The 25,784-nt window shown below is 63.8% G+C and carries 24 protein-coding genes; 17 read left to right on the plus strand and 7 right to left on the minus strand.

The features are described 5' to 3' along the window. Positions 1–8 precede the first annotated feature (8 nt). The 4 genes from BDOA9_RS17100 to BDOA9_RS17115 all read left to right on the plus strand — a co-directional run bounded on the left by BDOA9_RS17100 (position 9) and on the right by BDOA9_RS17115 (position 5,956). Positions 9–2,690, plus strand: coding sequence for an arylsulfatase (locus BDOA9_RS17100; RefSeq protein WP_025035176.1), 2,682 nt, complete (start codon positions 9–11; stop codon positions 2,688–2,690). A gap of 71 nt (positions 2,691–2,761) precedes the next feature. Beyond that, on the plus strand, positions 2,762–3,040 hold the full coding sequence (locus tag BDOA9_RS17105; protein WP_025035177.1) for a hypothetical protein: 279 nt from the start codon (positions 2,762–2,764) through the stop codon (positions 3,038–3,040). A gap of 30 nt (positions 3,041–3,070) precedes the next feature. Further along, entirely contained in the window at positions 3,071–3,523 is a 453-nt protein-coding gene (locus BDOA9_RS17110; RefSeq protein ID WP_042336162.1) for a DUF2721 domain-containing protein, read from the plus strand. 306 nt (positions 3,524–3,829) lie between these two features. Beyond that, entirely contained in the window at positions 3,830–5,956 is a 2,127-nt protein-coding gene (locus BDOA9_RS17115; protein WP_244521486.1) for a tetratricopeptide repeat protein, read from the plus strand. Between the two features lie 74 nt (positions 5,957–6,030). On the opposite strand, the gene BDOA9_RS17120 is transcribed toward BDOA9_RS17115, so the two are convergent. Continuing rightward, the gene (locus BDOA9_RS17120) at positions 6,031–6,720 is read right to left on the minus strand and encodes a hypothetical protein (RefSeq protein WP_025035180.1); all 690 of its coding nucleotides are present in this window, start codon (positions 6,718–6,720) and stop codon (positions 6,031–6,033) included. A 170-nt stretch (positions 6,721–6,890) separates the two neighbouring features. Beyond that, positions 6,891–8,171: an MFS transporter gene (locus tag BDOA9_RS17125; RefSeq protein ID WP_025035181.1), complete on the minus strand. Its 1,281-nt coding sequence runs from the start codon at positions 8,169–8,171 to the stop codon at positions 6,891–6,893. Here BDOA9_RS17125 and BDOA9_RS38850 point away from each other — a divergent pair. From BDOA9_RS38850 to BDOA9_RS17140, 4 genes are all read left to right on the plus strand, one after another. Then, positions 8,135–8,347, plus strand: a complete 213-nt coding sequence (locus tag BDOA9_RS38850) for a hypothetical protein (RefSeq protein ID WP_192859671.1) — start codon at positions 8,135–8,137, stop codon at positions 8,345–8,347. The two genes, BDOA9_RS17125 and BDOA9_RS38850, sit on opposite strands and share 37 nt — an antisense overlap. Positions 8,348–8,499: 152 nt before the next feature. Further along, a complete protein-coding gene (locus tag BDOA9_RS17130) occupies positions 8,500–8,709 on the plus strand; it encodes a cold-shock protein (RefSeq protein WP_025035182.1) in 210 nt (69 codons plus the stop codon). A gap of 113 nt (positions 8,710–8,822) precedes the next feature. Then, complete coding sequence (locus BDOA9_RS17135; protein WP_025035183.1) at positions 8,823–9,077, plus strand: hypothetical protein; 255 nt, start codon at positions 8,823–8,825, stop codon at positions 9,075–9,077. Between the two features lie 54 nt (positions 9,078–9,131). Beyond that, the gene (locus BDOA9_RS17140; protein WP_025035184.1) at positions 9,132–9,356 is read left to right on the plus strand and encodes a hypothetical protein; all 225 of its coding nucleotides are present in this window, start codon (positions 9,132–9,134) and stop codon (positions 9,354–9,356) included. A gap of 35 nt (positions 9,357–9,391) precedes the next feature. Here BDOA9_RS17140 and BDOA9_RS17145 read toward each other — a convergent pair whose 3' ends face one another. From BDOA9_RS17145 to BDOA9_RS17165, 5 genes are all read right to left on the minus strand, one after another. Next, positions 9,392–9,574, minus strand: coding sequence for a hypothetical protein (locus BDOA9_RS17145; protein ID WP_025035185.1), 183 nt, complete (start codon positions 9,572–9,574; stop codon positions 9,392–9,394). A gap of 418 nt (positions 9,575–9,992) precedes the next feature. Further along, entirely contained in the window at positions 9,993–11,270 is a 1,278-nt protein-coding gene (gene frc, locus BDOA9_RS17150; protein ID WP_025035186.1) for a formyl-CoA transferase, read from the minus strand. A gap of 63 nt (positions 11,271–11,333) precedes the next feature. Beyond that, positions 11,334–13,067 carry an oxalyl-CoA decarboxylase gene (gene oxc / locus BDOA9_RS17155; protein ID WP_025035187.1) on the minus strand — a complete coding sequence of 578 codons (1,734 nt, stop codon included), beginning with the start codon at positions 13,065–13,067 and terminating at the stop codon, positions 11,334–11,336. 75 nt (positions 13,068–13,142) lie between these two features. Continuing rightward, positions 13,143–13,838: a GntR family transcriptional regulator gene (locus BDOA9_RS17160; RefSeq protein WP_157282741.1), complete on the minus strand. Its 696-nt coding sequence runs from the start codon at positions 13,836–13,838 to the stop codon at positions 13,143–13,145. 66 nt (positions 13,839–13,904) lie between these two features. Further along, on the minus strand, positions 13,905–14,129 hold the full coding sequence (locus tag BDOA9_RS17165; protein WP_025035189.1) for a hypothetical protein: 225 nt from the start codon (positions 14,127–14,129) through the stop codon (positions 13,905–13,907). Between the two features lie 63 nt (positions 14,130–14,192). On the opposite strand from BDOA9_RS17165, the gene BDOA9_RS17170 reads away from it, so the two are divergent. The 9 genes from BDOA9_RS17170 (at position 14,193) to hyi (ending at position 25,772) form a co-directional block, all read left to right on the plus strand. Continuing rightward, complete coding sequence (locus BDOA9_RS17170) at positions 14,193–16,322, plus strand: acetate--CoA ligase family protein (protein WP_025035190.1); 2,130 nt, start codon at positions 14,193–14,195, stop codon at positions 16,320–16,322. 69 nt (positions 16,323–16,391) lie between these two features. Further along, complete coding sequence (locus BDOA9_RS17175) at positions 16,392–17,234, plus strand: IclR family transcriptional regulator (protein WP_025035191.1); 843 nt, start codon at positions 16,392–16,394, stop codon at positions 17,232–17,234. A gap of 106 nt (positions 17,235–17,340) precedes the next feature. Next, on the plus strand, positions 17,341–18,309 hold the full coding sequence (locus BDOA9_RS17180) for a Bug family tripartite tricarboxylate transporter substrate binding protein (protein WP_025035192.1): 969 nt from the start codon (positions 17,341–17,343) through the stop codon (positions 18,307–18,309). Then, complete coding sequence (locus BDOA9_RS17185) at positions 18,306–18,803, plus strand: tripartite tricarboxylate transporter TctB family protein (protein WP_025035193.1); 498 nt, start codon at positions 18,306–18,308, stop codon at positions 18,801–18,803. Before BDOA9_RS17180 ends, BDOA9_RS17185 begins: the two co-directional genes overlap by 4 nt. A 29-nt stretch (positions 18,804–18,832) precedes the next feature. After that, positions 18,833–20,302, plus strand: coding sequence for a tripartite tricarboxylate transporter permease (locus tag BDOA9_RS17190; protein ID WP_192859656.1), 1,470 nt, complete (start codon positions 18,833–18,835; stop codon positions 20,300–20,302). A gap of 52 nt (positions 20,303–20,354) precedes the next feature. Continuing rightward, positions 20,355–21,149, plus strand: a complete 795-nt coding sequence (locus BDOA9_RS17195; protein ID WP_025035195.1) for an NYN domain-containing protein — start codon at positions 20,355–20,357, stop codon at positions 21,147–21,149. 85 nt (positions 21,150–21,234) lie between these two features. Next, complete coding sequence (locus BDOA9_RS17200) at positions 21,235–23,037, plus strand: adenine deaminase C-terminal domain-containing protein (protein ID WP_025035196.1); 1,803 nt, start codon at positions 21,235–21,237, stop codon at positions 23,035–23,037. Between the two features lie 152 nt (positions 23,038–23,189). Beyond that, on the plus strand, positions 23,190–24,974 hold the full coding sequence (gene gcl, locus BDOA9_RS17205; protein WP_025035197.1) for a glyoxylate carboligase: 1,785 nt from the start codon (positions 23,190–23,192) through the stop codon (positions 24,972–24,974). A 12-nt stretch (positions 24,975–24,986) separates the two neighbouring features. Then, complete coding sequence (gene hyi / locus BDOA9_RS17210) at positions 24,987–25,772, plus strand: hydroxypyruvate isomerase (protein WP_025035198.1); 786 nt, start codon at positions 24,987–24,989, stop codon at positions 25,770–25,772. The last annotated feature ends 12 nt before the right edge of the window (positions 25,773–25,784 follow it).

Raw genomic sequence — 25,784 nt, forward strand, 5'->3', positions numbered from 1 at the left:
GAATTGCAATGAGCACTGCCCGATCCTTTCATATTGTCGCATTGATCCTTTCGTTCTCGGCGCCGGCATTCGCACAGCAGGCACAACAAGCGGCGCCGCCACCCGGCTCACCCGCGGCAACCATCACCATCCCCGGCGACCAGCTTCCGCCCCCGCCGCAAAAATTCGGCGGAAAAATCGAGCGCGATGCGCGCAATTCGACACCTTTCTGGCCCTCGCGCGTGGTGCCGCCCAAGGGCGCGCCGAACGTGCTGCTGATCATCACTGACGATGCCGGCTATGGCGTACCCTCGACGTTCGGCGGCGTGATCCCCACGCCGGCGCTCGATCGCATCGCGCAGAACGGATTGCGCTACACGAATTTCCATTCGACCGCGCTATGCTCACCAACGCGCGCGGCACTCATCACCGGGCGTAACCATCACTCGGTGGGTTACGGCGTGATCGCCGAACAGGCCACCGGCTTCCCCGGCTACGACAGCATCATCACCAAGGACAAGGCGACGATCGGACGGATCCTTTCCGATAACGGCTATCGCACAGCGTGGTTCGGCAAGAACCACAATACGCCGGAATACCAGGCGAGCCAGGCAGGTCCGTTCGACCAGTGGCCAACCGGCATGGGCTTTGAATATTTCTACGGCTTCATGGGCGGCGACACCAACCAATGGCAGCCTGGCAATCTCGTCCGCAATACCACGCCGATCTATCCCTACGAAGGAAAGCCCGGCTGGAATCTGGTGACGGCGATGGCTGACGAGGCCATCGACTATGTCAATCGCATGAACGCGCTGTCGCCGGATACGCCGTTCTTCGTGAAATTCGCGCCCGGCGCGACCCATGCCCCGCATCACCCGACGCCGGAGTGGGTGAAGAAGATCGGCGACATGCACTTGTTCGACCAGGGCTGGAACAAGCTGCGCGACACGATCTTCGAGAACCAGAAGCGGCTCGGCGTCATTCCGCAGAATGCGAAGATGACCCCGTGGCCGAAGGATCTGATCAAGGAATGGGATCAGCTCTCGGCCGACGAGAAGAAGCTGTTCATCCGCCAGGCTGACGTATTCGCCGCCTTTGTCGCATACGCTGACAACGAAATCGGCCGCGTGATCCAGTCCATCCAGGATATGGGCAAGCTCGACAACACTCTCATCATCTATATCGAGGGGGACAACGGGACGAGCGCGGAGGGGCAACCCAACGGCACGCCGAACGAAGTGGCGATGTTCAACCAGATCACGCCGTCGGTCGAGGACCAGCTCAAATATTTCTACGACGTCTGGGGCACCGACCGCACCTACAATCACATGTCGATCGGCTGGGCCTGGGCGTTCGACACGCCCTTCTCCTGGACGAAGCAGATCGTCTCCCACTTCGGTGGCACGCGCCAGGGCATGGCGATTTCCTGGCCGGAAGTGATCAAGGACAAGGGTGGCATCCGCCATCAGTTCCACCATGTCATCGACGTCGTACCGACAATTCTCGAGGCGGCGAAGATCAAGCAGCCGGACCTCGTCGACGGTATCAAGCAGAGCCCGATCGAAGGCGTCAGCATGATGTACACGTTCGATGCGAAGAATGCGAACGTGGCCTCGACGCACACGACTCAGTATTTCGAGATGTTCGCCGATCGAGCGATATACAATGACGGCTGGATCGCCAGCACGAAGGTCTTGCGGCCGCCGTGGGTGACCGTCGCGAAACTGCCGAGCCCGGGCGACTACCCCTGGGAGCTCTATGACCTGCGCAACGACTGGACACAGGCTGAGGACGTCGCCGCCAAGAATCCGGACAAGCTGAAAGAGTTGCAGGCGCTGTTTTGGAAGGAGGCGGAAAAGTATCAGGTGCTGCCACTCGACTCGACGGTGGCCGCGCGCATGATCACTCCGCGTCCGAGTCTCAGTGCCGGCCGCACAAGCTTTGCCTGGACGCGACCGATGACCGGCACGCCGAATGGTGATGCGCCGAGCTTGCTCAACTCCTCCTACAACTTCAAGGTTGACGTAGACATTCCGCAAGGAGGTGCCGAGGGCGTGCTGGTGACCCAGGGAGGCCGGTTTGGCGGCTATGGCCTCTACGTCCTGAAGAACAAGCCTGTGTTCACCTGGAACCTCGTCGATCTCAAGCGCGTGCGTTGGGAAGGGCCCGAACTCGCACCGGGCAAGCACCTCATCGAGTTCGACTTCAAGTACGATGGTCTTGGTGCGGGCACCATGGTGTTCGGCAACTACACCGGCATCGGGCAAGGCGGCACCGGCACCCTGAAGGTCGATGGCAAGGCGGTGTCCACGGAGAAGATGGAGCACACTTTGCCGTTCATCCTGCAATGGGACGAGGCATTCGACATCGGCTCAGACACCGGCACGCCGGTGGACGACAACGACTATCAGGCACCATTCGTCTTCACCGGAAAGATCAACAGGCTTACGCTGGACATAGACCGGCCCAAGCTGAGCCCGGACGATGTCAAGCGTCTGCAGGAGGCCGCCCGCGCCGCCGGTGATGGGCCAACCGCCGACGACGGACAGACTGCTTCATCCGGGACACAGGTGGGCACCGTTGGCCTGAACCTTGTCGAAAAGATCCAGCTTCGGATCGACAAGCGAGAAGGTTGTCGCAAACAGGCCGAAGCGAAAGGTCTTGGTATGGTGGACCGCGTCAGGTTCGTCCAGGAGTGTGCCCGCCAATAGCTCGGCGCGAGACCGCCGGGAAGCCAATCGGCTTCCCGGCCAATGCTCGCGATGCACAATCGGAGAGATCTATGAAAAGCGGTCGCTGGATTTTCCTTGCAGCGCTTGCGCTGATCGACGCCTTGCCTTTCGGTGCCGCCGCGGCTCAGGGCACGGCGGAGACGGTGCAGAGCATGCTCGCCGCACAGATCCGATCGCAGGGGTTCACGTGTGACAAGGCGCTCGGCGCGACGAAGGACACCGCGCGCTCGCGGGCCGATCATGCGGTCTGGGTGCTCAAATGCAGCAATGCGAGCTATCGGGTGAGCCGCGCGCCGGACATGGCCGCAAAGGTCGAGCCGTTGCGCTGACGAGGCGCGCCAGCACCGAACGGCGGTAAAATGCAAAGCGTCACCGATCTGATCCCGATTACACCGTCGATCGACGAGCTTGCTCGCATCATCGCCAATGTCGCGGCTCCGGCTTTTCTGCTCGGTGCGGTTGCTGCGTTCATCTCGGTCGTGATCTCGCGGATCAACCGGGTGATCGATCGCTCGCAGTTCATTCACGGCATTCCCGCTGGCGATTCTGCAAGAGCATTCCTGAAGGCCGATCTTCCGCGGCTTCGGGAACGGGCGCGGCTTCTCAACCGGTCGCTGTTCTGTTCTATTGTCGCGGCGATCCTGACGGCACTCATCATCTTCGTTGCGTTCGTCAGCGCGCTGCTTCAGATCGCACACGAATATGGCGTGGCGATCCTGTTCATGGCGGCCATGCTGATGTTCAGCGCCGCCCTGGTCGACCTGGCACGTGAAGCCAGAATTGCGCTCCACGACAATGACCTTCACGTGTAAGCGGAGTGGCGGGGGCGGTAAGCGGACGTGGCACGAGGCTCGCGAAGGAACCGCAAGAAGGATAAGCTCCGCAAGGCGCAGGCGCCCGAACCGGCGCAGCACGGGCCGCAGCCGCTGCAAGTCACTCGCGGCGCCCCAAGGCGCTGGATCGTGGGCGCGAGCGCCGTCGTCGCCGCGATTGCCTTCGCACTGCTGTGGTTCGAACCATCGAAAGCTCCCATCCAGACGTCAGCGTCTGCCGAGTTGGCGTTCGTCGGGAGCCAGTCCTGTGCCGGTTGCCATCCGGCAGAGACGAAACTCTGGCAGATGTCGCAACATCGCCACGCCATGGATCATGCGACTGCGCAATCCGTGCGCGGCGATTTCATCGACGCGATTTTCGACTACGCCAGCACCCGCTCGCGCTTCTTCCGCAAGGGCAACAAGTTCCTGGTCGAGACGGATGGTCCAGACGGCAAGCTCGAGACCTTCGAGGTGAAATACACCTTCGGCCTCGACCCGCTGCAGCAATATCTGGTCGAGTTCTCTGATGGTCGTGTCCAGGCTCTGTCCATCGCCTGGGACACGCGGCCGAAAGAGCAGGGCGGTCAGCGCTGGTTTCATCTTTACCCGGACAGCGCCATCACGAGCGGCGATCCCCTGCACTGGACGAAATTGAACCAGAACTGGAATTTCATGTGCGCGGAGTGCCACTCGACCAACGTGCACAAGGGCTATGATTCCGACAAGGACAGGTTCGTGACCACGTTTTCGGAGATCAGCGTCGGTTGCGAGGCCTGCCATGGCGCGGGCTCGCGGCATGTCGCATGGGCACGCGGCAAGCCGGCGGCGCGCGCTGCCGACGACGGCCTGCTGGTCCGCTTCGACGAGCGCACGGGCATCACCTGGGCCGCGTCCGCGGACAAATTGACGCCCATACGTAGCGCGCCGCCACCTGGCCTGCGCAAGGAGGTCGAGACCTGCGGGCGCTGCCACGCGCGCCGCGGGCAGCTTTCGGAAGGCTGGATACCGGGCCGACCGCTCTCCGACACACACCGCGTATCGCTGCTCGACCGCCAGCGCTTTCATGCCGACGGCCAGATGCGCGACGACGAGGAGACCTACAATTATGCGCCGTTCAAGCAGAGCAGGATGTTCGCCAAGGGCGTCACCTGCAGCGACTGCCACGACCCGCACAGCGCAACGTTGAAGGCGCCCGGAGACGGCGTCTGTTTGCAGTGCCATGCGCCCGCCAAATATGAATCCGTAGCGCACCGGCATCATGCCGATATCTCGCCGCAACCGAGCTGCGCGTCCTGCCACATGCCGGAACGCCGTTACATGGTGGTCGACCGCCGCCACGACCACGGCTTCCGCGTTCCGCGTCCCGATCTCTCGGTGCAGACGGGCGCACCGAATGCCTGCAACGACTGCCATCGCGACAAGCCGGCGGCCTGGGCAGCGCGTCAGATCGAGGATTGGTTCGGGCCGGAACGGCGCGGTCACCAGACCTATGCGCGGGCGTTTCATGCGGCCTGGAGCGAAGCTGCTGACGCGCAAGCGCAGCTCGCCGCAATCGCCGGTTCGGCTGACGTTCCCGGTATCGTCCGCGCCAGCGCGTTGGTGGAGCTCCCGGCACCGGTTCTCGATTTGGTCCGGCATGGGCTTTCCGATTCCGATCCGCTCGTGAGGCTCGGCGCGCTCGATCGGCTCGAAGGCGTGCCCGCCGATCAGCTCTGGCCGCTCGCCGCGCAGCTGCTGGGCGATCCCGTGCGGGGCGTGCGCATTCGCGCGGCCGAGCTTCTGGCTGCCGTGCCGCCCTCGCGCCGGCCGGCGGCCGATCGCGACAAGTTCACGCGGGCGGCGGCCGAATTCGTCGCTGCGCAGAAGCTGAATGCGGATCGGCCGGATTCGCGAACGGCGCTCGGCAACTTCTTCCTGCGCCAGGCCAATCCCGGCGCGGCGGAGGCCGAATACCGCGCCGCCCTCAGGCTCGATCCCTCGTTTGCGGCGGCCGCCGTCAACCTGTCCGACCTGTACCGGCAACTCGGACGCGACAGTGACGGGGAGAAAATCCTGCGTGAAGCGCTCGCCGCGTCGGCTCAGGACGCAGCTCTCCACCATGCGCTTGGTTTGACACTCGTGCGCCTGAAGCGCAGCGAGCAGGCGCTCGACGAGCTGCGCCGGGCTGCCTCTCTTGATCCCGACCAAATGCGGTACGCCTACGTCTATGCTGTCGGGCTGAACGGAATGGGCCGGCGCGACGATGCACTTTCCGTGCTGAACCAGAGCCTGCGCAGACATCCGAACAATCCGGAGTTGCTCTTGGCCGCTCTGAACTTCAGCAGGGAGAAGGGGGATAGCGAAGCAGCTCTTGGTTATGCCGAGCGGCTTGCGCTCCTCCGGCCTGAGGATCCACACTTGACGAACCTCATCAAGGAGCTCAAGCGCTAGCTGAGCCCGGAAGAGAGCGGCTCGCTCCGACGGGGTCTCGCCGAAGGCAGGCGGCGGCCGGCTTCACTTCGATCTCAAATCGCCGCCACGTCCTGTGGCGTCATCGTGAACGCCAGCCGGTAGCGGCCGACCGTCATGCGATTCTGAGCCCCCGCCGCATGAAGCACCGATGATGCCAGCTGTGCGATCACCGCCCGTTCGACCACATCGGCATCGTAACCCGACAGCAGCACGATCCAGTCGGCGGCGCCGTCCTTGCCGCGGATCTGCTGTTCGGTGGTGGGCGCGCTCATCCGGGGTGTGTCGGTGAGGAGGAGGTGGGCGCCTGACAGCCCTGGCTGCCGCGCCAACGCGTCGAGCACTTCCGAAAGGCGCGCCTGCAGCGCGGTCTCCCGTCCGGCCTCCGGCGACAGCCTGATGGTGGCGAGCGAAGTCGCCACACCGCCGCCAAAGCTGGCGACGATCCGGCACTGGCTGCGGATCATGCCGAGATGATGCGGCATCATCTTCGTCGACCACGGCGTCGGCGCGTTGAGGCGATCGAGATAGCCTTTCGATGTGAGGACGTCGTAATGCTCGAGCTCGTAGAGCACGAAGAAGCCCTCGGCATCCGTCGTGCTGGTCCATCGCGACCCGCGCCGGAAGCCGGGAATGCTCATCCGCTCGGGAAAGTGCTCGTGCGAATGCCAGTCGCCGAACTCGCTGCGCTGCTCCGGGCGGACGCTCCACCACATCGCGACTGCGGCCTTGCCGAGCAGTGCCATGCTGACCTCCCTCTCGTTGCCCCGTAGAGTGCTTCAGGAAGCGCTCCCGATCAATCAGCCATAATTCGGCTATCGTTCTCTCGGCCTGACGCGAGAGAACCTCGCCCTCGTCAAGGGCCTTCCGTTTTTTCGCGGGCAGTTTGGCGATCGCTGAGCCACCGCGCAGGTCGCTATGCAGGAACCGGAGCTGGCGCCGGGCGCTTCACCAGCGTAAACGCCGCCGCAGCCGCCAAGCAGAGGATTCCAGCGAGGAGAAAAGCGGGCACGTACGTTCCCAGCACGTCTCTGCTGACGCCCGCCGCGAACGCCATCAGGCCGACGCCAAGCTGGTGGGCCGCAAAAATCCAGCCGAAGATCACCGGCCCCATCTCCCGCCCGAACGCGCCGACCGTCAATTTGACGGTCGGCGGAACGGTCGCAATGAAGTCAAGCCCGTAGAGCATCGCGAATGCGCTCATCGCTCCCAGCGTCGCGTTCGACTCCACCAGCCAGATCAGCGCTAGCCCGCGAAAGCCGTAGTAGATCGCCAGCAGCCATCGGTTGTCGTAGCGATCGGACAGCCATCCCGATCCGATCGTGCCGATCAGATCGAACACGCCAATCATGGCGAGCAAGCCCGCCGATGTCACCACCGGCAAACCGAGATCGCCGCAGAACGGCACGAAGTGGGTCGAGGTCAGCCCATAGCTCGAAACGCCGCAAATGAGAAACGTCAGCGCCAGCACCCAGAACACGAGGTGAGTTGAAGCAAGGCGCAGGCCTCGGAAGCTGATCTCGGCAAAGTTCTGTGTGGGCCTTGCGGGGACCGGCGGCATCACCGTCTCTCCGAGCGGCGCCAGCCCCAGTTCCTGGGGGCGGTCCTTTCCGAACAACAAAAACAGCACGAGCGACAGCAGGAGACCGAGGCCTGATGGAATGAGCGCGACGCGCCAGCCCCAATGCTCGGCGATCCACGCCCCGAGGGGCATGAAGATCAAGGTGCCGGTTGCGATCGAACCATTCAGGAGGCCGACCACCAATCCACGATGGGTCGTGAACCAGCGCACCGAAATGACGGCAGCTAGTTGCAAGGCCGTGAGACCAGGTGCGATACCGAGAATGAGCCCGAGTCCGAGCCACATCTCGAAGCGGTTGGTCATTGCGATGGTCAGCAGCAACCCGGCCAACGCCAGCGTGCCGGCGACTGCCAGCATGACCCTGGGGCCATAGCGGAGCATCAAGCCGCCGGCGAACGGCGCGACCAGCCCAAACAGCGCGAAGCGAAGTCCTTGCGACGCCGACAGCTCTCCCATGCTGACGTGGACGTCAGCCGCAATCTCTCGCATCAGGACGCTCGGAACACCGAGGGCCGAGCTCGCAAACAGGGAGTAGAGAAATCCCAGCGCAGCCATGACCCAGCCATAATGGATGTTTCGTGCTGCTGCGTGTCGTGCTGCGAATTCAGCAAGCATGGCCAAATTCCTTCGATGAAAATGAATTCTCTGAAAAACGCCTCAGGCTAGGTCTAGGCCGATCCCCGCTCAAGAGGAAATTGACGGCAGTGCAGCAGGGCGCTCGCGCTCGCGCGGTCCATGACAAACGTTCCGCCAAATGCGGCGCGCAATTAAATATCGTTCAAGCCTTGTAAGTGCTCGCGATGAGGTATACCTTCGCTGCATTCGTTCAGCCGCTGTGCTTGTTGAATGCGCCTGCGGGCTCCTTTTCCAGAGACATCGACGAATTGAATTGATCTGCGTGATCGTCACGCGGAATGCGCGTCTGTGCGCTTTGGAGAAGAAAATGACGACAGGTACCGTGAAGTGGTTCAACGGCCAAAAGGGCTTTGGATTCATTCAGCCCAACGACGGCGGCAACGATGTGTTCGTTCACATCAGCGCGGTCGAGCGGGCAGGTCTTGCGGGTCTCGCCGAGGGCCAGAAGGTCAACTTCGAGACCAAGACTGACAAGATGCGGGGCAAGGTCAGCGCAGAGAATCTCTCGCTGGCTTGAGCTCGGTACGGCCGTTTCACGGATGTACTGAAACGGCTATGTAGCCCGCTCGATCGTAAGGGATTGAGCGGGTTCTTTCCGTTGCCAGGTAAACGAAAGACGAGCGCGACGAGATGAGCGGCAAGAAATCGGCTGATCCGTCCCCCGAATCCATCGCGCGCTCCGAGCGTCAACGCTTGGCCGCCGAAGAAGGTGCGCGGGCGATCGCCGATGTCGAAAGGCACGCTGTCGATATCCGCAAGAACATGGCGCGGCTTCGCGAGCTGCGTGAAGCCAAGGAAGCGGCTGAGCAAGCGGCCGATGCCAATCCTCGCGCATCGTCGCCGGCGCCCGCACCGAAGAAGCGCACGAGGAAATTGCCGAGATAGCCGGATTCGACGGTGCAGACGACAACCTGAAAGAGGCCGTTCACATGCGAAAGAGTGCGGATCGTGCCTAGGATCAAGCCGGATGGCGGCGGCACCATCACCTTCTTTCTTGCGCTCGGCTCAGGCCGACAGCTGTGCCGTCTTGCGACGACCTTCCAGACGCAGAAGCAGGCCTTCAGCTATCTTCAGAAATATCGGACGGAGTTCGAGCGCATCGCGCGGGCACAGCTGGCGTCCGGCGAGATCGAGGACGGGGTCATCGTTCTCTCGATGCTCTGAAGCTTGCGATCTCAAGCGTTCGACCAGGCGGTCCCTTATCTGCGGCGATTTCCCTGCTCGGCCTCTCGCGCCAGCCGTTCCGCTTTCAGGCGCTCGCGATTTTCGTGATGGGATTGTTGTGCCTTTGCATAGTCGGTCATCGGCTTCTTGGTCTCGACCGGCTTGAATGCCTTGTTGGCCTCCCGCAGGGCCCGGGACGCGGGATGATCTCTCGTCATGTCGACCTCGATGTCGGCGAAGGGGCGCGATCTCGAACGCGCCGGACCCGGCGTGTCCAGCTCGCGGGCCGGTAGCGTTGACTTGTTGTCGGATGGCTGGCTGCGCTCGAAGCGTGCTCTGGTGCACGAGATAACGAGGCGCAACCCGGTTGGTTCCAATTGGGCGGCTTCACTTCGGCAGTGATGCTTCCTCGGCCCGCAGGTAACCCGCCTGGCGACCATGGCATAATACCCCTGTTTTGCCCGACGGACCAGGATTTTTTCGTCGAATCAGAAATGTCGTTGCGTGCCAAGGGGATGGCTACTGTGCATGGGGTTGTTTTCGAGTTTTGATTTTGAGCCCCGCGATGGCGCGCCGTCCCAAGCAAAAAGGGCCACCCTTTCGGGCGGCCCTTTCGTCGTTCGCTGACAGACCCGCTTACTCAGCAGCCTGCTTCTGCGGCGGGTCGAGCGCGCCGGACTTGTGGATGTCGGCGACCTGATGGTCGCTGAAGCCGAGCACCGAGCGCAGGATCTCGTCGGTGTGCTCGCCGAGCAATGGCGAACGGGTGACTTCGGCCGGCGAGTCCGACAGCTTGATCGGGTTGCCGACCGAGACGTACTTGCCGCGGGTGGGGTGGTCGACCTCGACCACGGTGCCGGTCGCGCGCAGCGACTGGTCTTCGGCGATCTCCTTCATCGACAGGATCGGGCCGCAGGGGATGTCGTCCTTGTTGAGGATCTCCATCGCCTCGAACTTGGTCTTCGTCATCGTCCATTGCTCGATGCGGGCGAAGATCTCGTTCAGGCGCGGCAGGCGGGCGGCCGGCTTGGCGTAGTTCGGATCGGTCTTCCAGCTGGGCTCGCCGATCACGTCGCAGATCTTCTCCCAGACCGGGGCCTGGGTGATGAAGTAGATGTAGGCGTTGGGATCGGTCTCCCAGCCCTTGCACTTCAGGATGCGGCCGGGCTGGCCGCCGCCGGAATCGTTGCCGGCGCGCGGCACGGCATCGCCGAACGGCACGCCTTCGCCGAACTGGCTGTATTCCTTGAGCGGGCCGTGGGCGAGGCGCTGCTGGTCGCGCAGCTTGACGCGACAGAGGTTGAGCACGCCGTCCTGCATCGCGGCGGTGACGCGCTGGCCCTTGCCGCTGTGGGTGCGCTGGTAGAGCGCGGTGACGATGCCGAGCGCGAGGTGCAGGCCGGTGCCGCTGTCGCCGATCTGCGCGCCGGTGACGAGCGGCAGGCCGTCGCGGAAGCCGGTGGTGGAGGCGGCGCCGCCGGTGCACTGGGCGACGTTCTCGTAGACCTTGCAGTCTTCGTACGGTCCGGGACCGAAACCCTTGATCGAGGCGACGATCATCTTCGGGTTGATCTGTTGGATCTTCTCCCAGGGGAAGCCCATGCGGTCGAGCACGCCGGGGCCGAAATTCTCCACCAGCACGTCGCACTTCTTGATCAGCTCGGTCAGGACTTCCTTGCCCTTGGGGTTCTTGGTGTCGAGCGTGATCGAGCGCTTGTTGTGGTTGAGCATGGTGAAATACAGGCTGTCCACGTTCGGGATGTCCTGCAGTTGGCCGCGGGTGATATCACCCACGCCCGGGCGTTCCACCTTGATCACGTCGGCCCCGAACCAGGCCAGCAGCTGCGTGCAGGTCGGCCCGGACTGGACGTGGGTGAAGTCGAGAATGCGAACGCCCTCGAGCGCTTTGGTCATCGTGTTGCTCCGTACTCTGTCTGCCCCTGCACCCGCAGGGAGTAATGGGATTGAGGGGTGGACTTACTTCTTCTTCTGCAGAACGCTCTGCGGATTGAGGTTGCCGATGCGGCCGCTCTCCGAGCCCGCGGCCGGGTCGATCACCGCGTTGATGAGCGTCGGCTTGCCGGACGTCATGGCTTCGTTGACGGCGCGCTTGAGCTCGTCGGGCGAGGTCGCGTTGACGCCGACGCCGCCGAAGGCCTCCATCATCTTGTCGTAACGCGCGCCCTTGACGAACACGGTCGTCGCCGGATCGGAGTTCGCGCCGTTGACGTCGGTGCCGCGATAGATGCCGTCATTGTTGAAGATGACGACGCAGATCGGAAGGTTGTAGCGGCAGATGGTCTCGACCTCCATGCCGGAGAAGCCGAACGCCGAGTCGCCTTCCACCGCGAGCACGGGATGGCCGGTCTCGAGCGCCGCCGCGATCGCCTGGCCCATGCCGATGCCCATCACGCCCCAGGTGCCGACGTCGAGACGCTTGCGCGGGCGGTACATGTCGATGACGCCGCGGGCGAGGTCGAGCGTGTTGGCGCCTTCGTTGACGAGGATCGCCTCGGGATAATCCTTGATGACGTTCTTCAGGACGCCGAGCGCGCCGTGATAGTCCATCGGCGATTTGTTGTTCATGAGCTTCGGCGCCATCTTGGCGACGTTCTCTTCGCGCTTGGACGAGATCGCCTTGGTCCATTCCGCGGGCGGGGCGGTCCAGCCCGCACCCATCGCCTGGTTGAAGGCGGAGACCACCGAGCCGATGTCGCCGACGACGGGCGCGACGATCTCGACGTTGGAGTCCATTTCCTTCGGCTCGATGTCGACCTGGATGAACTTCTTCGGCGCCTCGCCCCAGCTCTTGCCCTTGCCGTGCGACAGCAGCCAGTTCAGCCGCGCGCCGATCAGCATGACGACGTCGGATTCCTTCAGCACCGTCGAGCGGGCGGCGCCGGCGCATTGCGGATGCGTGTCCGGGAGCAGGCCCTTGGCCATGCTCATGGGCAGGAACGGCACGCCGCTCTTCTCGACGAAACTCTTGATCTCCTCATCGGCCTGCGCGTAGGCCGCGCCCTTGCCGAGGATGATGAGCGGACGCTTGGCGCTCTTGAGCACGTCGAGCGCGCGCTTGACCGAAGCGGGCGAGGGGATCTGCGCCGGCGCCGCGTCGATCACCTTGACCAGCGACTTCTGGCCGGCCTCGGCGTTCATGACCTGGCCGAACAGTTTTGCCGGCAGATCGAGATAGACGCCGCCGGGGCGGCCGGAGACCGCGGCGCGGATGGCGCGGGCAAAGCCGATGCCGATGTCCTGGGCGTGCAGCACGCGATAGGCCGCCTTGCACAGCGGCTTCGCAATCGCGAGCTGGTCCATCTCCTCGTAGTCGCCCTGCTGGAGGTCGACGATCTCGCGCTCCGAGGAGCCCGAGACCAGGATCATCGGGTAGCAGTTGGTGGTGGCGTGGGCGAGCGCAGTGAGACCGTTGAGGAAGCCGGGCGCGGAGACCGTGAGGCAGACGCCGGGCTTCTTGGTGAGATAGCCGGCGATGCCGGCGGCGTAGCCGGCGTTCTGCTCGTGGCGGAACGAGATCACGCGAATGCCCGCGGCCTGCGCCATGCGGCCCAAATCCGTGATCGGGATGCCCGGCACATTATAAATAGTGTTGATGCCGTTCAGCTTGAGCGCGTCGATGACGAGATGGAAGCCATCCGTCAGTTCCTGCTCGGTGCCCGGTGCTTCGGACTTGGTCGCGGTATTCAGCATGGGCCTTGTCTCCCTGGTCTCAAGGTGCCGTTTAGGCTTTGGGGGCGAATGGCTCGCCCTTCTGGTGAACGTTGCTTACGTGAACAGTTCCTGGCCGTGCGCTTCGACGTAAGCGGCAAGGCCGAGGGTGTGATCGCGGGCGCGCTTCTCGGCAAGCTCGGTGTCGCGCGCTTCCAGCGCTTCGATGATGCCGAGATGCTCGGGCAGCGAAGTTGCGGTGCGATCCTTGCGTCCGATGGTCAGCTGGCGATAGCCGCGCACGTGCAGGAGGAGATCGTTGGTGAGATCGACCAGCACCGGGGATTCCGACAGCGAGATCAGCGCCTGGTGGAAGGCGATGTTGGCGCGCGAATATTCCTCGACGTGATCCTCGGGCAGGCGGTCCTTGCCGAAATCCTTGAAATAGTCGCGCAGCGCCGTGATGTCCTTCTTGCGCGCGGTGGTGGTGATGAGGCGGGCGGCCATGCTCTCCAGCGCCGCCCAGGCGCGGATCATGTCGACGATTTCGCTCTTGGTCCGGCGCACCACCATGATGCCGCGGCGCGGAACCGTCTTCACGAAACCGTCCTGCTCCAGCATCGCGATCGCTTCGCGGATCGGGGTGCGGCTGACGCCGAGACGTTCGGACAGCGCGCGCTCGTCGAGCATCACCGGCTCGGGCGTCGAATAGATGTCCATCTTGAGGATGGCTTCCTTCAAGGCGTCATACGCCTTGTTCTTGAAGCTGCTCTCCGGGGCAATACGAACGATTGCGATGTCTGCCTCGGCCATGTTCGGCAACGCCTTGGTTGGTTTCCGTAGTGACACGACGAATCTCCTCCAGTGGGGAGTCGTCTTTTACAGGAATATTAACGGGAAAGTTTTTGGCATACCACATGCCAGAATGTCAAGCTGCCCATTTTTTGCGGCGTTCTGGCGCATGCACCAGCTTGACAAGTTGGCTTCTGGCATACCAAATGCCATCGCCAGCCATTTTTGATCCAAGCCGGCGGAGTAGTCGTCTTTGGGCCTTATGCCACTCCGCTCCGCCGCATGGAACAGAGCGCGGCGGATGGCAAGCATCACGGCAGCCGCAAGCACGCGCGCGCTTTGAAAAGAACGAACTCAGGTCAAGGGAGAAGCCAAATGTCCAATTCCAAAGATGCCGTCCGCAAGGTGCTTGACCAGGTCAAGGCGGACAACCGCACCAGCCTGACGGCGCCGGAAGGCAAGCTGGTCTGCGACGCCTACGGCATTCCGGTGCCGAAGGAGGGCGTGGCGAAGTCGGCGGGCGAGGCCGGCAAGATGGCGTCGTCCATGGGCTTCCCGGTGGTGATGAAGATCGTCTCGCCGGACATTCTCCACAAGACCGAAGCCGGCGGCGTCATCGTCGGCCTCAAGACGGCTGAAGATGCCGAGAAGGCTTACGAGACCATTCTCGGCAACGCCAAGAAGTACAAGGCCGATGCCAAGATCGAGGGCGTCCAGGTCCAGCAGATGCTGGCCGGCGGCACCGAGGTCATCGTCGGCTCGATCACCGACGGCTCGTTCGGCAAGCTGGTCGCCTTCGGCCTCGGCGGCGTGCTGGTCGAGGTGCTCAAGGACATCACCTTCCGTCTCGCGCCGGCCACAAAGGAGGACGCGCTCTCGATGCTCGACGGCATCCAGGCGCACGAAATCCTGAAGGGCGTGCGCGGCGGCGAGCCGGTGAACCGGAACGCGCTCGCTGACGTCATTGTCAAAGTCTCGCAGCTCGTCACCGATTTCCCCGAGATCGTCGAGCTCGACCTCAACCCGGTGTTCGCAACGCCGAAGGATGCCACGGCCGCAGACGTCCGCATCGTCGTCGACTTCGCCTACAAGCCGAAGCCCAAGCCGCGTCCGACCGAAGAGATCGTCGCGGCGATGAACCGCATCATGCAGCCGAAGGCGGTCGCCGTGGTCGGCGCCTCCGCGGAGGACGGCAAGATCGGCAATTCCGTGATGAAGAACCTCATCAACGGCGGCTACAAGGGCGAGATCTATCCGATCCATCCCAAGGCCGCCGAGATCCTCGGCTACAAGGCCTACAAGAGCGTCAAGGACGTGCCCGGCGTGATCGACGTCGCGGTGTTCGCGATTCCCGCGAAATTCGTCGCCGCTGCGCTGACCGAATGCGGCGAGAAGAAGATCCCGGGCGCGGTGCTGATCCCGTCGGGCTTCGCTGAAGCAGGCGCGCCTGAGCTGCAGGCCGAGATCGTCGAGGTCGGCAAGAAGTACGACATCCGCCTGATGGGTCCGAACATCTACGGCTTCTATTATACGCCCGCCAATCTCTGCGCGACCTTCTGCACCGCCTACGACGTCAAGGGCCACGCGGCGCTGTCGTCGCAATCGGGCGGCATCGGCATGGCGATCATCGGTTTCTCGCGCTCGGCGAAAATGGGTGTGTCGGCGATCGTCGGCCTCGGCAACAAATCCGACATCGACGAGGACGATCTGCTCGCCTTCTTCGAGCAGGACCCGAACACCAACCTGATCGCGCAACACTGCGAGGACCTCAAGGACGGCCGTGCCTTTGCCGAAGCCGCAAAGCGCGTCTCGAAGAAGAAGCCCGTCGTGGTGCTCAAGGCCGGCCGCACCTCGGCTGGCGCGAAGGCGGCGTCGTCCCACACCGGCGCGCTCGCCGGCAATGATCGCATCTATGAGGACGTGTTCAAGCAATCCGGCGTGATCCGTGCCCGCTCGCTGCGCCAGCTGCTCGAATTCGCCCGCGGCGTGCCGGTGCTCCCGACGCCGAAGGGCGAGAACGTGCTGATCATCACCGGTGCCGGCGGCTCGGGCGTGCTGCTGTCGGACTCCTGCGTCGACAACGGCCTGTCGCTGATGTCGATGCCGCCGGATCTCGATGCGGCCTTCCGCAAGTTCATCCCGCCGTTTGGAGCGGCCGGCAATCCCGTGGATATTACCGGCGGCGAGCCGCCGATCACCTACGTCAACACCGTGAAGCTCGGCCTGTCGGATGAGCGCATCCATTCGCTGATCCTCGGCTATTGGCACACCATCGTCACCCCGCCGATGGTGTTCGCCCGCAACATGGTCGAGGTGAAGAAGGAGATGGAGGCCAAGGGTTTTGTGAAGCCGATGGTCGCCTCGCTCGCCGGCGACGTCGAGGTCGAGGAAGCTGCCGAATATCTCTACCAGAATGGCATCCCGGCCTACGCCTACTCGACCGAGCTGCCGGTCGAGGTGCTTGGCGCCAAGTACAAATGGGCGCGTGGGGCAGGGCTGCTCTGAGCTTGCGTTCGCCTCTCCCCGCAAGCGGGGAGAGGCGACGATAGAGCGAAGGAGAACGGTCAGGTCGCGATGAGCAAGAACGTGATCCGGCGCAAATCGCTCGAGCTAAAATCGGCCGCGGAGGCCGACCACGAGGGCCGCGACGGTGGCGTGCAGTCGGTCGACCGCGCGCTGTCGATCATCGAGACGCTGGCGGAGGACGACGAGGGTTATCGTCTCAGCGATCTCGCGATCCGCACCGGTCTGTCGGCGTCTACCGTGCACCGGCTGCTCGCAACCCTCGAAAGCCGCCGCTTCGTGCAGTTCGACCGTGGCGAGTCCAAATGGCATGTCGGCGTGCGCAGCTTCACGGTTGGCGCCAGCTTTGCGCGGAGACGCAATTTCTCCGCGCAGGCGATTCCATATTTGCGCAAGCTGCGCGATCTCACCCGCGAGACGGCCAATCTCGCCGTGGTCGACGATGAATTCATCATCGTGCTGACCCGCATGGAGAGCCGCGAGATCATGCGCTCGCTGACCAAGGTCGGCGGCCGCGTCCCCATGGTGACCTCCGGCGTCGGCAAAGCGGTGCTCGCAACCTATTCAGACGAGGATGTTGGCGCCATCATCCGCCATCACGGCATGCCGCGCCTGACCGAGAAGTCGATTGTGCGCCCGAGCGACCTGTTCAGGGAGCTCGAGAAAATCCGCAAGCAGGGCTTTGCCATCGACGATGAGGAGGCACAGATCGGCCTGCGCTGCGTCGCAGCGGTGGTATACAACGCGCTGGCCGAACCGCTTGCCGCGATCTCCGTATCCGGCATGACCAGCCGCGTCACCGACGAACGCTTGCCGGAGATCGGACGGATCGTCCGGGAAGTCGCGGCCGAGCTCACGGCCGCGCTCGGCGGGGTGATCCCGGCGCTCCGCTGACCCAAAAACCCTGAGGCATGTCACTGGACAGCATCGGCCGTTTTGGTTGATATGCGACCAAACGACACAATGCGGCAAACGTCCGCATGAGCCTGGAGATGCCCTCATGTTCCGATTTCCCATGCGCCTTGTCGGCGCAGCCGTCGCGTTCACCCTGGCGGCAGCCAATCCGGGTTTTGCCCAGCAGCTCGAGCTCAAGCTGATGGCGCCGGCGGCTCCGGGCGGGGGCTGGGACCAGACCGCGCGCTCGATGCAGCAGGCGCTGGTGGCTGCGGGCGTCGCCCGCAGCGTGCAGGTCACCAATGTTCCCGGTGCAGGTGGCAGCGTCGGCATCGCCCAGTTCGTCAACGGCGCCAAGGGCGACGGCAACCAGATGATGGTCAACGGCTTCGTCATGGTCGGCGCGCTCGCCATGAACAAGTCGCCCGTGACGCTGGAGCAGGTGACGCCGATCGCGCGCCTCACCGAGGAAATCCAGGTGATCGTGGTTCCCGCCAATTCGCCGATCAAAAATGCGCAGGACCTGGCCGCCGCGGTGAAGGCGGATATCGCCAAGGTCACTTTTGCCGGCGGCTCGGCCGGCGGCGTCGACCATGTAATGGCGGCCTTGTTCGCGGGCGCCGTCGGTGCCGACGCCAAGAAGATCAATTACATCCCGTTCTCAGGCGGCGGCGAGTCGCTCGCGGCGATCCTCGGCGGCAAGGTCACGGCAGGCATTTCGGGGCTGAGCGAATATGAAGGGCAGATCAAATCCGGCAAGCTGCGCGCGATCGGCGTGACCTCGGAGAAGCGCATCGCCGGCAGCGACATCCCCACGTTCAAGGAGCAGGGCATCGACCTCGTGATCGCCAATTGGCGTTCGGTGGTCGCGCCTCCCGGTATCACGCCGGAGCAGCGCAAGACCTTGAGCGATGCGGTCGAGAAGATGGTGAAGTCTGACGCTTGGAAGGAGATCCTCAAGCAGAAGGGCTGGGAGGACGCCTATCTCGGCGGCGATGCTTTCGCCGACTTCCTGAAGAAGGAGACGGCCCGCGTCACCGACGTGCTGAAATCGGTGGGCTTGGTCAAGTCATGACCCAAGATCGCGTGTCTGGCGATCCCGTCCAGCCGCCGCGGCGCGTCGACCGTGCCGGTCTCGTCATCGCGGCATTGCTTGCGGTGCTCGCCGTCGTGCTGGTCTGGGACGCGCGCGGTCTGCAATCCACCGCGATGTACGGGATGGGGCCGGAGGCGATGCCGGTCGTGGTCGCCTGCGGCCTTGCGCTGCTTGCGATCGGCAATTTCGTCGACGCGCTACGCGGCAATTTGCCGGCACGCGAAAGCGCCGATCCGGTGCCTGTGGTTCTGATCCTCGTCGGTCTCGCGCTGCTGATCGCCATCATCGGACTTGGCGGCGGCTTCATCCTGGCGACGTCGGCGCTGTTCGTGACGACGTCGGCGGCCTTCGGGCGCCGCGCCATCCTCATCGACGCCATCATCGCTCTCGTGATGTCGACCCTCATCTATCTCGCGTTCGACCGGTTGTTGACGCTGAGCCTGCCTGCCGGTCCGCTGGAGCGACTGCTGTGATCGATACCTTTGCCGCGCTGGCTCACGGCATGGCCGTCGCCGTCCAGCCGATGAACCTGCTTTACGCGCTGATCGGCGTGTTCCTCGGCACGGCCGTGGGCGTGCTGCCCGGCATCGGCCCGGCATTGACGGTCGCGCTGCTGCTGCCGGTGACATACAAGCTCGACCCCGGCGGCTCGCTGATCATGTTCGCCGGCATATACTATGGCGGCATGTATGGCGGATCGACCACGGCGATCCTGATCAACACGCCCGGCGAGAGCGCCTCGATGGCGACTGCGCTCGAAGGCAACAAGATGGCCAAGGCGGGCCGCGGCGGGCCGGCACTTGCGACCTCTGCAATCGGCTCCTTCGTCGCCGGCACCATCGCTACCATTGGGCTCGCCTTCCTCGCACCATGGCTGGTCGATGTCGCCGTGCGCTTCGGCCCGGAGGATTATTTCGCGCTGATGTGCGTCGCCTTCGTCACGGTGTCGGCGACCTTCGGCGATTCCCCGATCCGCGGCCTGACCAGCCTGTTCATCGGCCTGACGCTCGGCCTCGTCGGCATCGACAAGCTGACGGGTCAGGCGCGGCTTGCATTTGGCGTCCCTGAATTGCTCGACGGTGTCGAGGTGACGACGCTCGCGGTCGGCCTGTTCGCTGTGGGCGAGGCACTTTATGTCGCCTCGCGCCGCCACCACACGGAGGAGAAGCTGGAGCCGGTGCGCGGCTCGCTCTGGATGACCAAGGAGGACTGGAAGCGGTCCTGGAAGCCATGGCTACGCGGCACCATGTTCGGCTTCCCGATCGGCGCGCTGCCGGCCGGCGGCGCGGAGATCCCGACCTTCCTGTCCTATTCGACCGAGAAGCGGCTGACGAAGCACCCCGAAGAATTCGGCAAGGGTGCGATCGAAGGGGTTGCGGGCCCCGAAGCCGCTAACAACGCTTCTGCAGCCGGCACGCTGGTGCCGCTCTTGACCCTGGGTCTGCCGACTTCGGCGACCGCCGCGATGATGCTGGCGGGCTTCCAGCAATACGGCCTCAATCCGGGCCCGCTGCTGTTCGCCGAGCGGCCCGACCTCGTGTGGGGACTGATCGCCAGTCTTTTCATCGCCAACATGATGCTGCTGGTGCTCAACCTGCCGCTGGTCGGCCTGTGGGTGCGGCTGCTCGCGATCCCGCAGCCGTGGCTCTATGCCGGCATCCTCGTGTTCGCGACCATGGGCACCATCGCGGCAAAGCCGTCGGTGGTGGAATTGTCGATGCTTGCCGGTTTCGGCGTGCTTGGCTTCCTGATGCGCCGGTTCGATTTCCCGATCGCGCCCGTCGTCGTCGGTCTGATCCTCGGCCCGATTGCCGAGAGCCAGCTCCGCCGCGCGCTCGCGATCAGCCTCGGCGATCCCATGACGCTGTTGCAGAGCCCGATCTCGGCGACACTTCTCGGTATCGCGCTGATCGCGCTGGTGGCGCCGTTCGTGCTGAAGGGGCTCGGGCGGTTCAAGGCGAACGAGGATTAGCCGTTCTGACGCACACATGTTCTAATGCTGCGTCATCGCCTGGGGAATTGTCATGCCGTCGGAAGTTCGCTCGCCTCGTCTGGCCGTCCTGATCGATGCCGACAATGCCTCCGCCAAAATCGCGGATGGGCTGTTCGAGGAGATTGCCAAGATCGGCGAGGCCAGTGTTCGCCGCATCTATGGCGACTTTTCCCATGCCCGATCCAAGGCCTGGGCTGATATCCTTTCGAAGCACGCCATCATCCCGCAGCAGCAGTTCGCCTATACGACCGGGAAGAATGCATCCGACATCATCCTGGTCATCGATGCGATGGACCTGATTCACAGCGGCCGGTTCGACGGTTTCTGCCTGGTGTCGTCCGACAGCGACTTTACCCGCCTTGCCGCACGCATCCGCGAGCAGGGCATCGATGTCTTTGGGTTCGGCGAGCAGAAGACGCCGGAGAGCTTCCGGCAGGCCTGCCGACGATTTGTCTATACGGAGAACCTGCTTGCTGCGCCGGTGAACAATCAGGACACCGTCGTAAGGTCGACGTCGCTTCAACCGCCTGATGCCGCCGTGCCAATTCTCAAGAAGGTCATCACCCAGATGGAGAGCGAGGACGGCTGGGTGACGCTCGGAGAGGTCGGTCGGCAACTCGCCAATCTCGCGTCGGATTTCGATCCGAGAACGTATGGTTTCCGGAAGCTGAGCGACCTGGTGCGCAAAACCAATTCGTTCGAGATCGACGAACCGAAGGGTCGGTCGATGCGGATTCGGGTTAAACCCGCCAGCGCAGCGGCGCCGAGAGCGCGGAACCCGCGTCGACGTGCAAGGCCAGCCAGCGCTTCCGCGCCTAAGACGTAAGCAGGGCGCGCCGCCATATTTGAGCTTGCCCGGTTTGGCGCGGGGCGTAACCATGGCTTGGCCGTAACGCCATGCGAGGGTTCCCATGACCAAGCTCACCCGCTTCACCGTCGCGCCGCTGCACAGCATGACGCGGCGTCTGGCCGATGTTGCGTCAGCGCGCCTTGCGCCCGATCTCGTCATTACGGGTGCGCGCGTGCTCTCGACGTATTCCGAGCGTATCCATCCGGGGCGGGAGGTTTGGATCTCGGGTGGCCGCATCGCGGCGGTGAAGCCAGCCGGTACAGCGAAGAGGGCCTGGGGCGATGTGCCGCTTTATGACGCGGCCGGCGGCATCATCGCGCCGGGCCTCGTCGATCCGCACATTCACATCGAATCCTCGATGGTGACGGCCTGCGCCTATGCCGAGGCCGCTCTGCTCAACGGCACCACGACGATCTTCTGCGACAGCCACGAGATTGGCAACGTCATGGATGTCGCCGGGGTGGAGGCGATGCTGGAAGACGCGCGCGAGGCGCCGCTCTCGATCTTCCTGACCGTGCCGAGCACCGTTCCTGCGACGTCGGCTGAACTGGAAACGGCAGGCGGCGACCTCACGCCGGACAAGATCGCCGGGCTGTTCGACCGCTGGCCCGAAGCTGTGGCGCTTGGCGAGAAGATGGATTTTGTGCCCGTCACGATGGGCGACGAGCGCAGCCATGCCATCCTCGCCGCAGCCTTGAAGCGGGGGCGCCCGGTGTCCGGCCATGTCTATGGCCGCGAATTCGTCGCGGCCTATGCGGCATCCGGCGTCACCGACACCCATGAGGCGATCGACCGCGACATCGCCGATGACCTGCTCGATGCGGGCGTCTGGGTGTTTTTGCGCGGCGGGCCGCCCACCACGCCCTGGCATTCGCTGCCGCAAGCGATCCGAACGATCACCGAACTCGGTGCCTCGCACAAGCGCACCGCCGTGTGCACGGACGATCGCGACGCCGACGATCTCCTGCTGTTCGGTCTCGACTGGGTGGTGCGGGAAGCGGTGAAGGCGGGGATGTCGCCGGAGCAGGCCTGGTCAATGGGCTCACTGCATGGCGCCACCCGCTTCGGCATGGAGGGCGATATCGGCGGTCTCGGCGGCGGCCGCCGCGCCGATCTCGTGCTGATGGACGATCAGCTCAAGCCGCAATGCACCTGGTATGGCGGCGAACTCGTGGTCGAGCACGGCAGGATCACGCCGCGTCTCGATCAGGCGCTGTCGCAGCGCTACCAATATCCCAGGGCGGCCTATGCGACCGTCAAGCTGCCGCAGACGATGAAGCTGACGCCCGAATTGCCGGCCAAGGCGTGCACCGTCAATGCGATCAAGACAGCGCTTCCCGGCATCACGCTGATCCACGAGAAGATCGCGATCGAACCGGCCAAGGACTGGCCGTCGCTGTTCGCGCGCTACGGCCTTTGCTTCGTCACGGTAGTGGAGCGCCATGGCAAATCGGCGGGCAACGTCGCCCATGGCCTCCTGAAGGATTTCGGCCTGAAGCGCGGCGCGGTCGCGTCCAGCGTCGGGCATGATAGCCACAACCTCATCGTCGCCGGCATCAACGAGGGCGACATGCAGGTCGCCATCGCCGCCATTAGTGAGCACCAAGGCGGCGTCTGCGTCGTCGCCGACGGCAAGGTGAGGGCGCTGGTTCCGCTGCCGATCGCAGGCCTGCTCTCCGACAAGCGCGTCACGGAGGTCGCCGAAGAGGTCAAGATCCTCAAAAAGGAATGGGCCGAGGCCGGCTGCACCATCCCGTACATGGGCTTCAATTTGATTCCGCTATCGGTCATTCCGGAAATTCGCATCACGGACAAGGGCCTCGTGCTGGTGCCGCAGATGCAGCTGGCGACACTGTTCGAGTGATCTACTTTCACGCATTCCTCGATTTAACCGATTGAGACCGCCGCGGTTTTTTCGGGGCTGCCGCATCGTGGAAAATAAAATCGATCTCGTTGAGATCGGCTTCTGCTCATCTGATGATCTCGCTCGCTGATGCAATTTGAGCGAGGTCCGATATGGCGAAGATGCGAGCTGTCGATGCGGCCGTGCGTATCCTGGAGAAGGAAGGCATCTCGACCGCCTTCGGTGTTCCCGGCGCTGCGATCAATCCGCTTTACTCGGCGCTGAAGAAGCGCGGCTCGATCCGCCACATCCTGGCGCGCCATGTCGAGGGCGCCTCGCACATGGCGGAGGGCTATACGCGCGCCAAGGCCGGCAATATCGGCGTCTGCATCGGCACCTCGGGGCCGGCCGGCACCGACATGATCACCGGGCTCTATTCGGCGATCGCCGATTCCATCCCGATCCTCTGCATCACCGGGCAGGCGCCGCGCGCGCGGCTCTACAAGGAGGATTTCCAGGCCGTCGACATCGAGTCGATCGCAAAGCCCGTGACCAAATGGGCGGTGACGGTGCGCGAGCCGGCATTGGTGCCGCGTGTGTTCAGCCAGGCCTTTCACGTGATGCGCTCAGGCAGGCCGGGGCCGGTGCTGATCGACATGCCCCTCGACGTGCAACTCGCCGAGATCGAGTTCGACGACGAGACCTATGAGCCGCTGCCGGTCTACAAGCCCGCCGCGACGCGCAAGCAGGTCGAGAAGGCGCTGGAGATGCTCAACGCGGCGGAGCGGCCGCTGATTGTGGCGGGCGGCGGCATCATCAACGCCGACGCTTCGGACCTGCTGGTCGAATTCGCCGAGATCACGAATGTCCCGGTGGTGCCGACGCTGATGGGATGGGGCGCGATTCCCGACGATCACGTGCTGATGGCGGGCATGGTCGGCCTCCAGACCAGCCACCGCTACGGCAACGCCACGCTGCTCGAATCCGACTTCGTGCTCGGCATCGGCAATCGCTGGGCCAATCGCCACACCGGCTCGGTCGAGACCTACACCAAGGGCCGCAAATTCGTTCACGTGGACATCGAGCCGACGCAGATCGGGCGCGTGTTCAATCCCGATCTCGGCATCGTCTCGGACGCCAAGGCCGCGCTCGAGCTCTTCGTTGCCGTCGCCAGGGAATGGCGGCGGTCAGGCAGGCTCCGTGAGCGTCAGGCGTGGCCCGCTTCCTGCCGCGACCGCAAGAAGACGATGCTGCGCAAGTGCCATTTCGACAACGTTCCGATCAAGCCGCAGCGCGTCTACGAGGAAATGAACAAGGCGTTCGGCCGCGACACCACCTATGTCACGGTGATCGGCCTGTCGCAGATCGCCGGCGCGCAGTTCCTTGGCGTCTACAAGCCCCGCAACTGGATCAATGCCGGGCAGGCGGGGCCGCTCGGGTGGACGTTGCCGGCCGCGCTCGGCGTACGTGCCGCATGCCCGGATCGCGACATCGTTGCGCTCTCCGGCGACTACGACTTCCAGTTCCTCATCGAGGAGCTCGCGGTCGGCGCGCAGTTCAATTTGCCCTACATCCACGTCGTCGTGAACAATTCCTATCTCGGCCTGATCCGCCAGGCGCAGCGCGGCTTCGACATGGACTATCACGTCCAGCTCTCCTTCGAGAACATCAACGCGCCCGAGATCGGCGTCTACGGCGTCGACCATGTCGCGGTCGCCGAAGGCCTCGGTTGCAAGGCCATCCGCGTCACCGACCCGAAGGACACGCAGGCAGCGTTTGCGACTGCGCGCGAATTGATGGCCAAGCACCGCGTACCTGTCGTGGTCGAGTTCATCCTCGAACGGGTCACCAACATCGCCATGGGCACGGAGATCGACAACATCATCGAGTTCGAGGAGGTGCTGGACCTTCCGCTCGACCAAGTCGAGACCACGCGCCTGCTGCAGCCGGCGGAATAGGGAAGAAGCACCATGCCGAAATTCGCCGCCAACCTCACCATGCTCTTCAACGAGATGCCGTTCCTCGACCGCTTCGCGGCGGCGAAGGCCGCGGGCTTTGCCGGGGTCGAGTATCTCTTTCCCTATGATTTCGACAAGGCGCAGCTGCGCGAGCAGCTCGAGGCCCATGGACTCACGCAGGTGCTGCACAATCTCCCCGCAGGCAACTGGGCCGGCGGAGAGCGCGGCATTGCGATCCTGCCCGACCGCACCAGCGAATTCCGTGACGGCGTGTTCCGCGCCATCGATTACGCCAAGGCGCTCGATTGCGAGCAGCTCAACTGCCTCGTCGGCATCGCGCCTGTCGATGCCGACCCGCGCGAGCTTCAGGAGACGCTGGTCGGGAATCTACGCTTTGCGGCTTCGACACTGGCGCGAGAGAACATCAAGCTCTTGGTCGAGCCCATCAACACGCTCGACATTCCCGGCTTCTTCCTCAACGGCACCGAGCAGGCGGTGCAGCTGATCTCCGAGGTGAGATCGAACAACCTCTTCATCCAGTACGACATCTACCACATGCAGATCATGGAGGGCGATCTGGCCCGCACCATGCAGGAATGTCTGCCAGCGATCGCCCACGTCCAGCTCGCCGACAATCCCGGCCGCCATGAGCCAGGGACCGGCGAGATCAACTATCCCTTCCTGTTCCGCCACCTCGACGCCATCGGCTATCGCGGCTGGATCGGCTGCGAATACAGGCCGCGCACCACGACGCTGGAAGGCCTGTCCTGGCACGCGGCACAGACGTTTGAGACGTGAGGAAACGACGAC

It is taken from the genome of Bradyrhizobium sp. DOA9 (genome assembly GCF_000617845.2).
In the GTDB taxonomy this organism is placed as follows: Bacteria; Pseudomonadota; Alphaproteobacteria; order Rhizobiales; family Xanthobacteraceae; genus Bradyrhizobium.

Coding starts and splice junctions, on each gene's coding strand:
- BDOA9_RS17195 (WP_025035195.1), top strand. CDS start 20,355: ATGCCGTCGGAAGTTCGCTCGCCTCGTCTGGCCGTCCTGATCGATGCC.
- BDOA9_RS17170 (WP_025035190.1), top strand. CDS start 14,193: ATGTCCAATTCCAAAGATGCCGTCCGCAAGGTGCTTGACCAGGTCAAG.
- BDOA9_RS17130 (WP_025035182.1), top strand. CDS start 8,500: ATGACGACAGGTACCGTGAAGTGGTTCAACGGCCAAAAGGGCTTTGGA.
- BDOA9_RS17190 (WP_192859656.1), top strand. CDS start 18,833: ATGGCCGTCGCCGTCCAGCCGATGAACCTGCTTTACGCGCTGATCGGC.
- gcl (WP_025035197.1), top strand. CDS start 23,190: ATGGCGAAGATGCGAGCTGTCGATGCGGCCGTGCGTATCCTGGAGAAG.
- BDOA9_RS17125 (WP_025035181.1), bottom strand. CDS start 8,171: ATGCTTGCTGAATTCGCAGCACGACACGCAGCAGCACGAAACATCCAT.
- BDOA9_RS17145 (WP_025035185.1), bottom strand. CDS start 9,574: ATGACGAGAGATCATCCCGCGTCCCGGGCCCTGCGGGAGGCCAACAAG.
- BDOA9_RS17100 (WP_025035176.1), top strand. CDS start 9: ATGAGCACTGCCCGATCCTTTCATATTGTCGCATTGATCCTTTCGTTC.
- BDOA9_RS17200 (WP_025035196.1), top strand. CDS start 21,235: ATGACCAAGCTCACCCGCTTCACCGTCGCGCCGCTGCACAGCATGACG.
- BDOA9_RS17105 (WP_025035177.1), top strand. CDS start 2,762: ATGAAAAGCGGTCGCTGGATTTTCCTTGCAGCGCTTGCGCTGATCGAC.
- BDOA9_RS17175 (WP_025035191.1), top strand. CDS start 16,392: ATGAGCAAGAACGTGATCCGGCGCAAATCGCTCGAGCTAAAATCGGCC.
- hyi (WP_025035198.1), top strand. CDS start 24,987: ATGCCGAAATTCGCCGCCAACCTCACCATGCTCTTCAACGAGATGCCG.
- BDOA9_RS17110 (WP_042336162.1), top strand. CDS start 3,071: ATGCAAAGCGTCACCGATCTGATCCCGATTACACCGTCGATCGACGAG.
- oxc (WP_025035187.1), bottom strand. CDS start 13,067: ATGCTGAATACCGCGACCAAGTCCGAAGCACCGGGCACCGAGCAGGAA.
- BDOA9_RS17135 (WP_025035183.1), top strand. CDS start 8,823: ATGAGCGGCAAGAAATCGGCTGATCCGTCCCCCGAATCCATCGCGCGC.
- BDOA9_RS17165 (WP_025035189.1), bottom strand. CDS start 14,129: ATGCTTGCCATCCGCCGCGCTCTGTTCCATGCGGCGGAGCGGAGTGGC.
- BDOA9_RS17185 (WP_025035193.1), top strand. CDS start 18,306: ATGACCCAAGATCGCGTGTCTGGCGATCCCGTCCAGCCGCCGCGGCGC.
- BDOA9_RS17180 (WP_025035192.1), top strand. CDS start 17,341: ATGTTCCGATTTCCCATGCGCCTTGTCGGCGCAGCCGTCGCGTTCACC.
- BDOA9_RS17115 (WP_244521486.1), top strand. CDS start 3,830: ATGTCGCAACATCGCCACGCCATGGATCATGCGACTGCGCAATCCGTG.
- BDOA9_RS17120 (WP_025035180.1), bottom strand. CDS start 6,720: ATGGCACTGCTCGGCAAGGCCGCAGTCGCGATGTGGTGGAGCGTCCGC.
- frc (WP_025035186.1), bottom strand. CDS start 11,270: ATGACCAAAGCGCTCGAGGGCGTTCGCATTCTCGACTTCACCCACGTC.
- BDOA9_RS17160 (WP_157282741.1), bottom strand. CDS start 13,838: ATGGCCGAGGCAGACATCGCAATCGTTCGTATTGCCCCGGAGAGCAGC.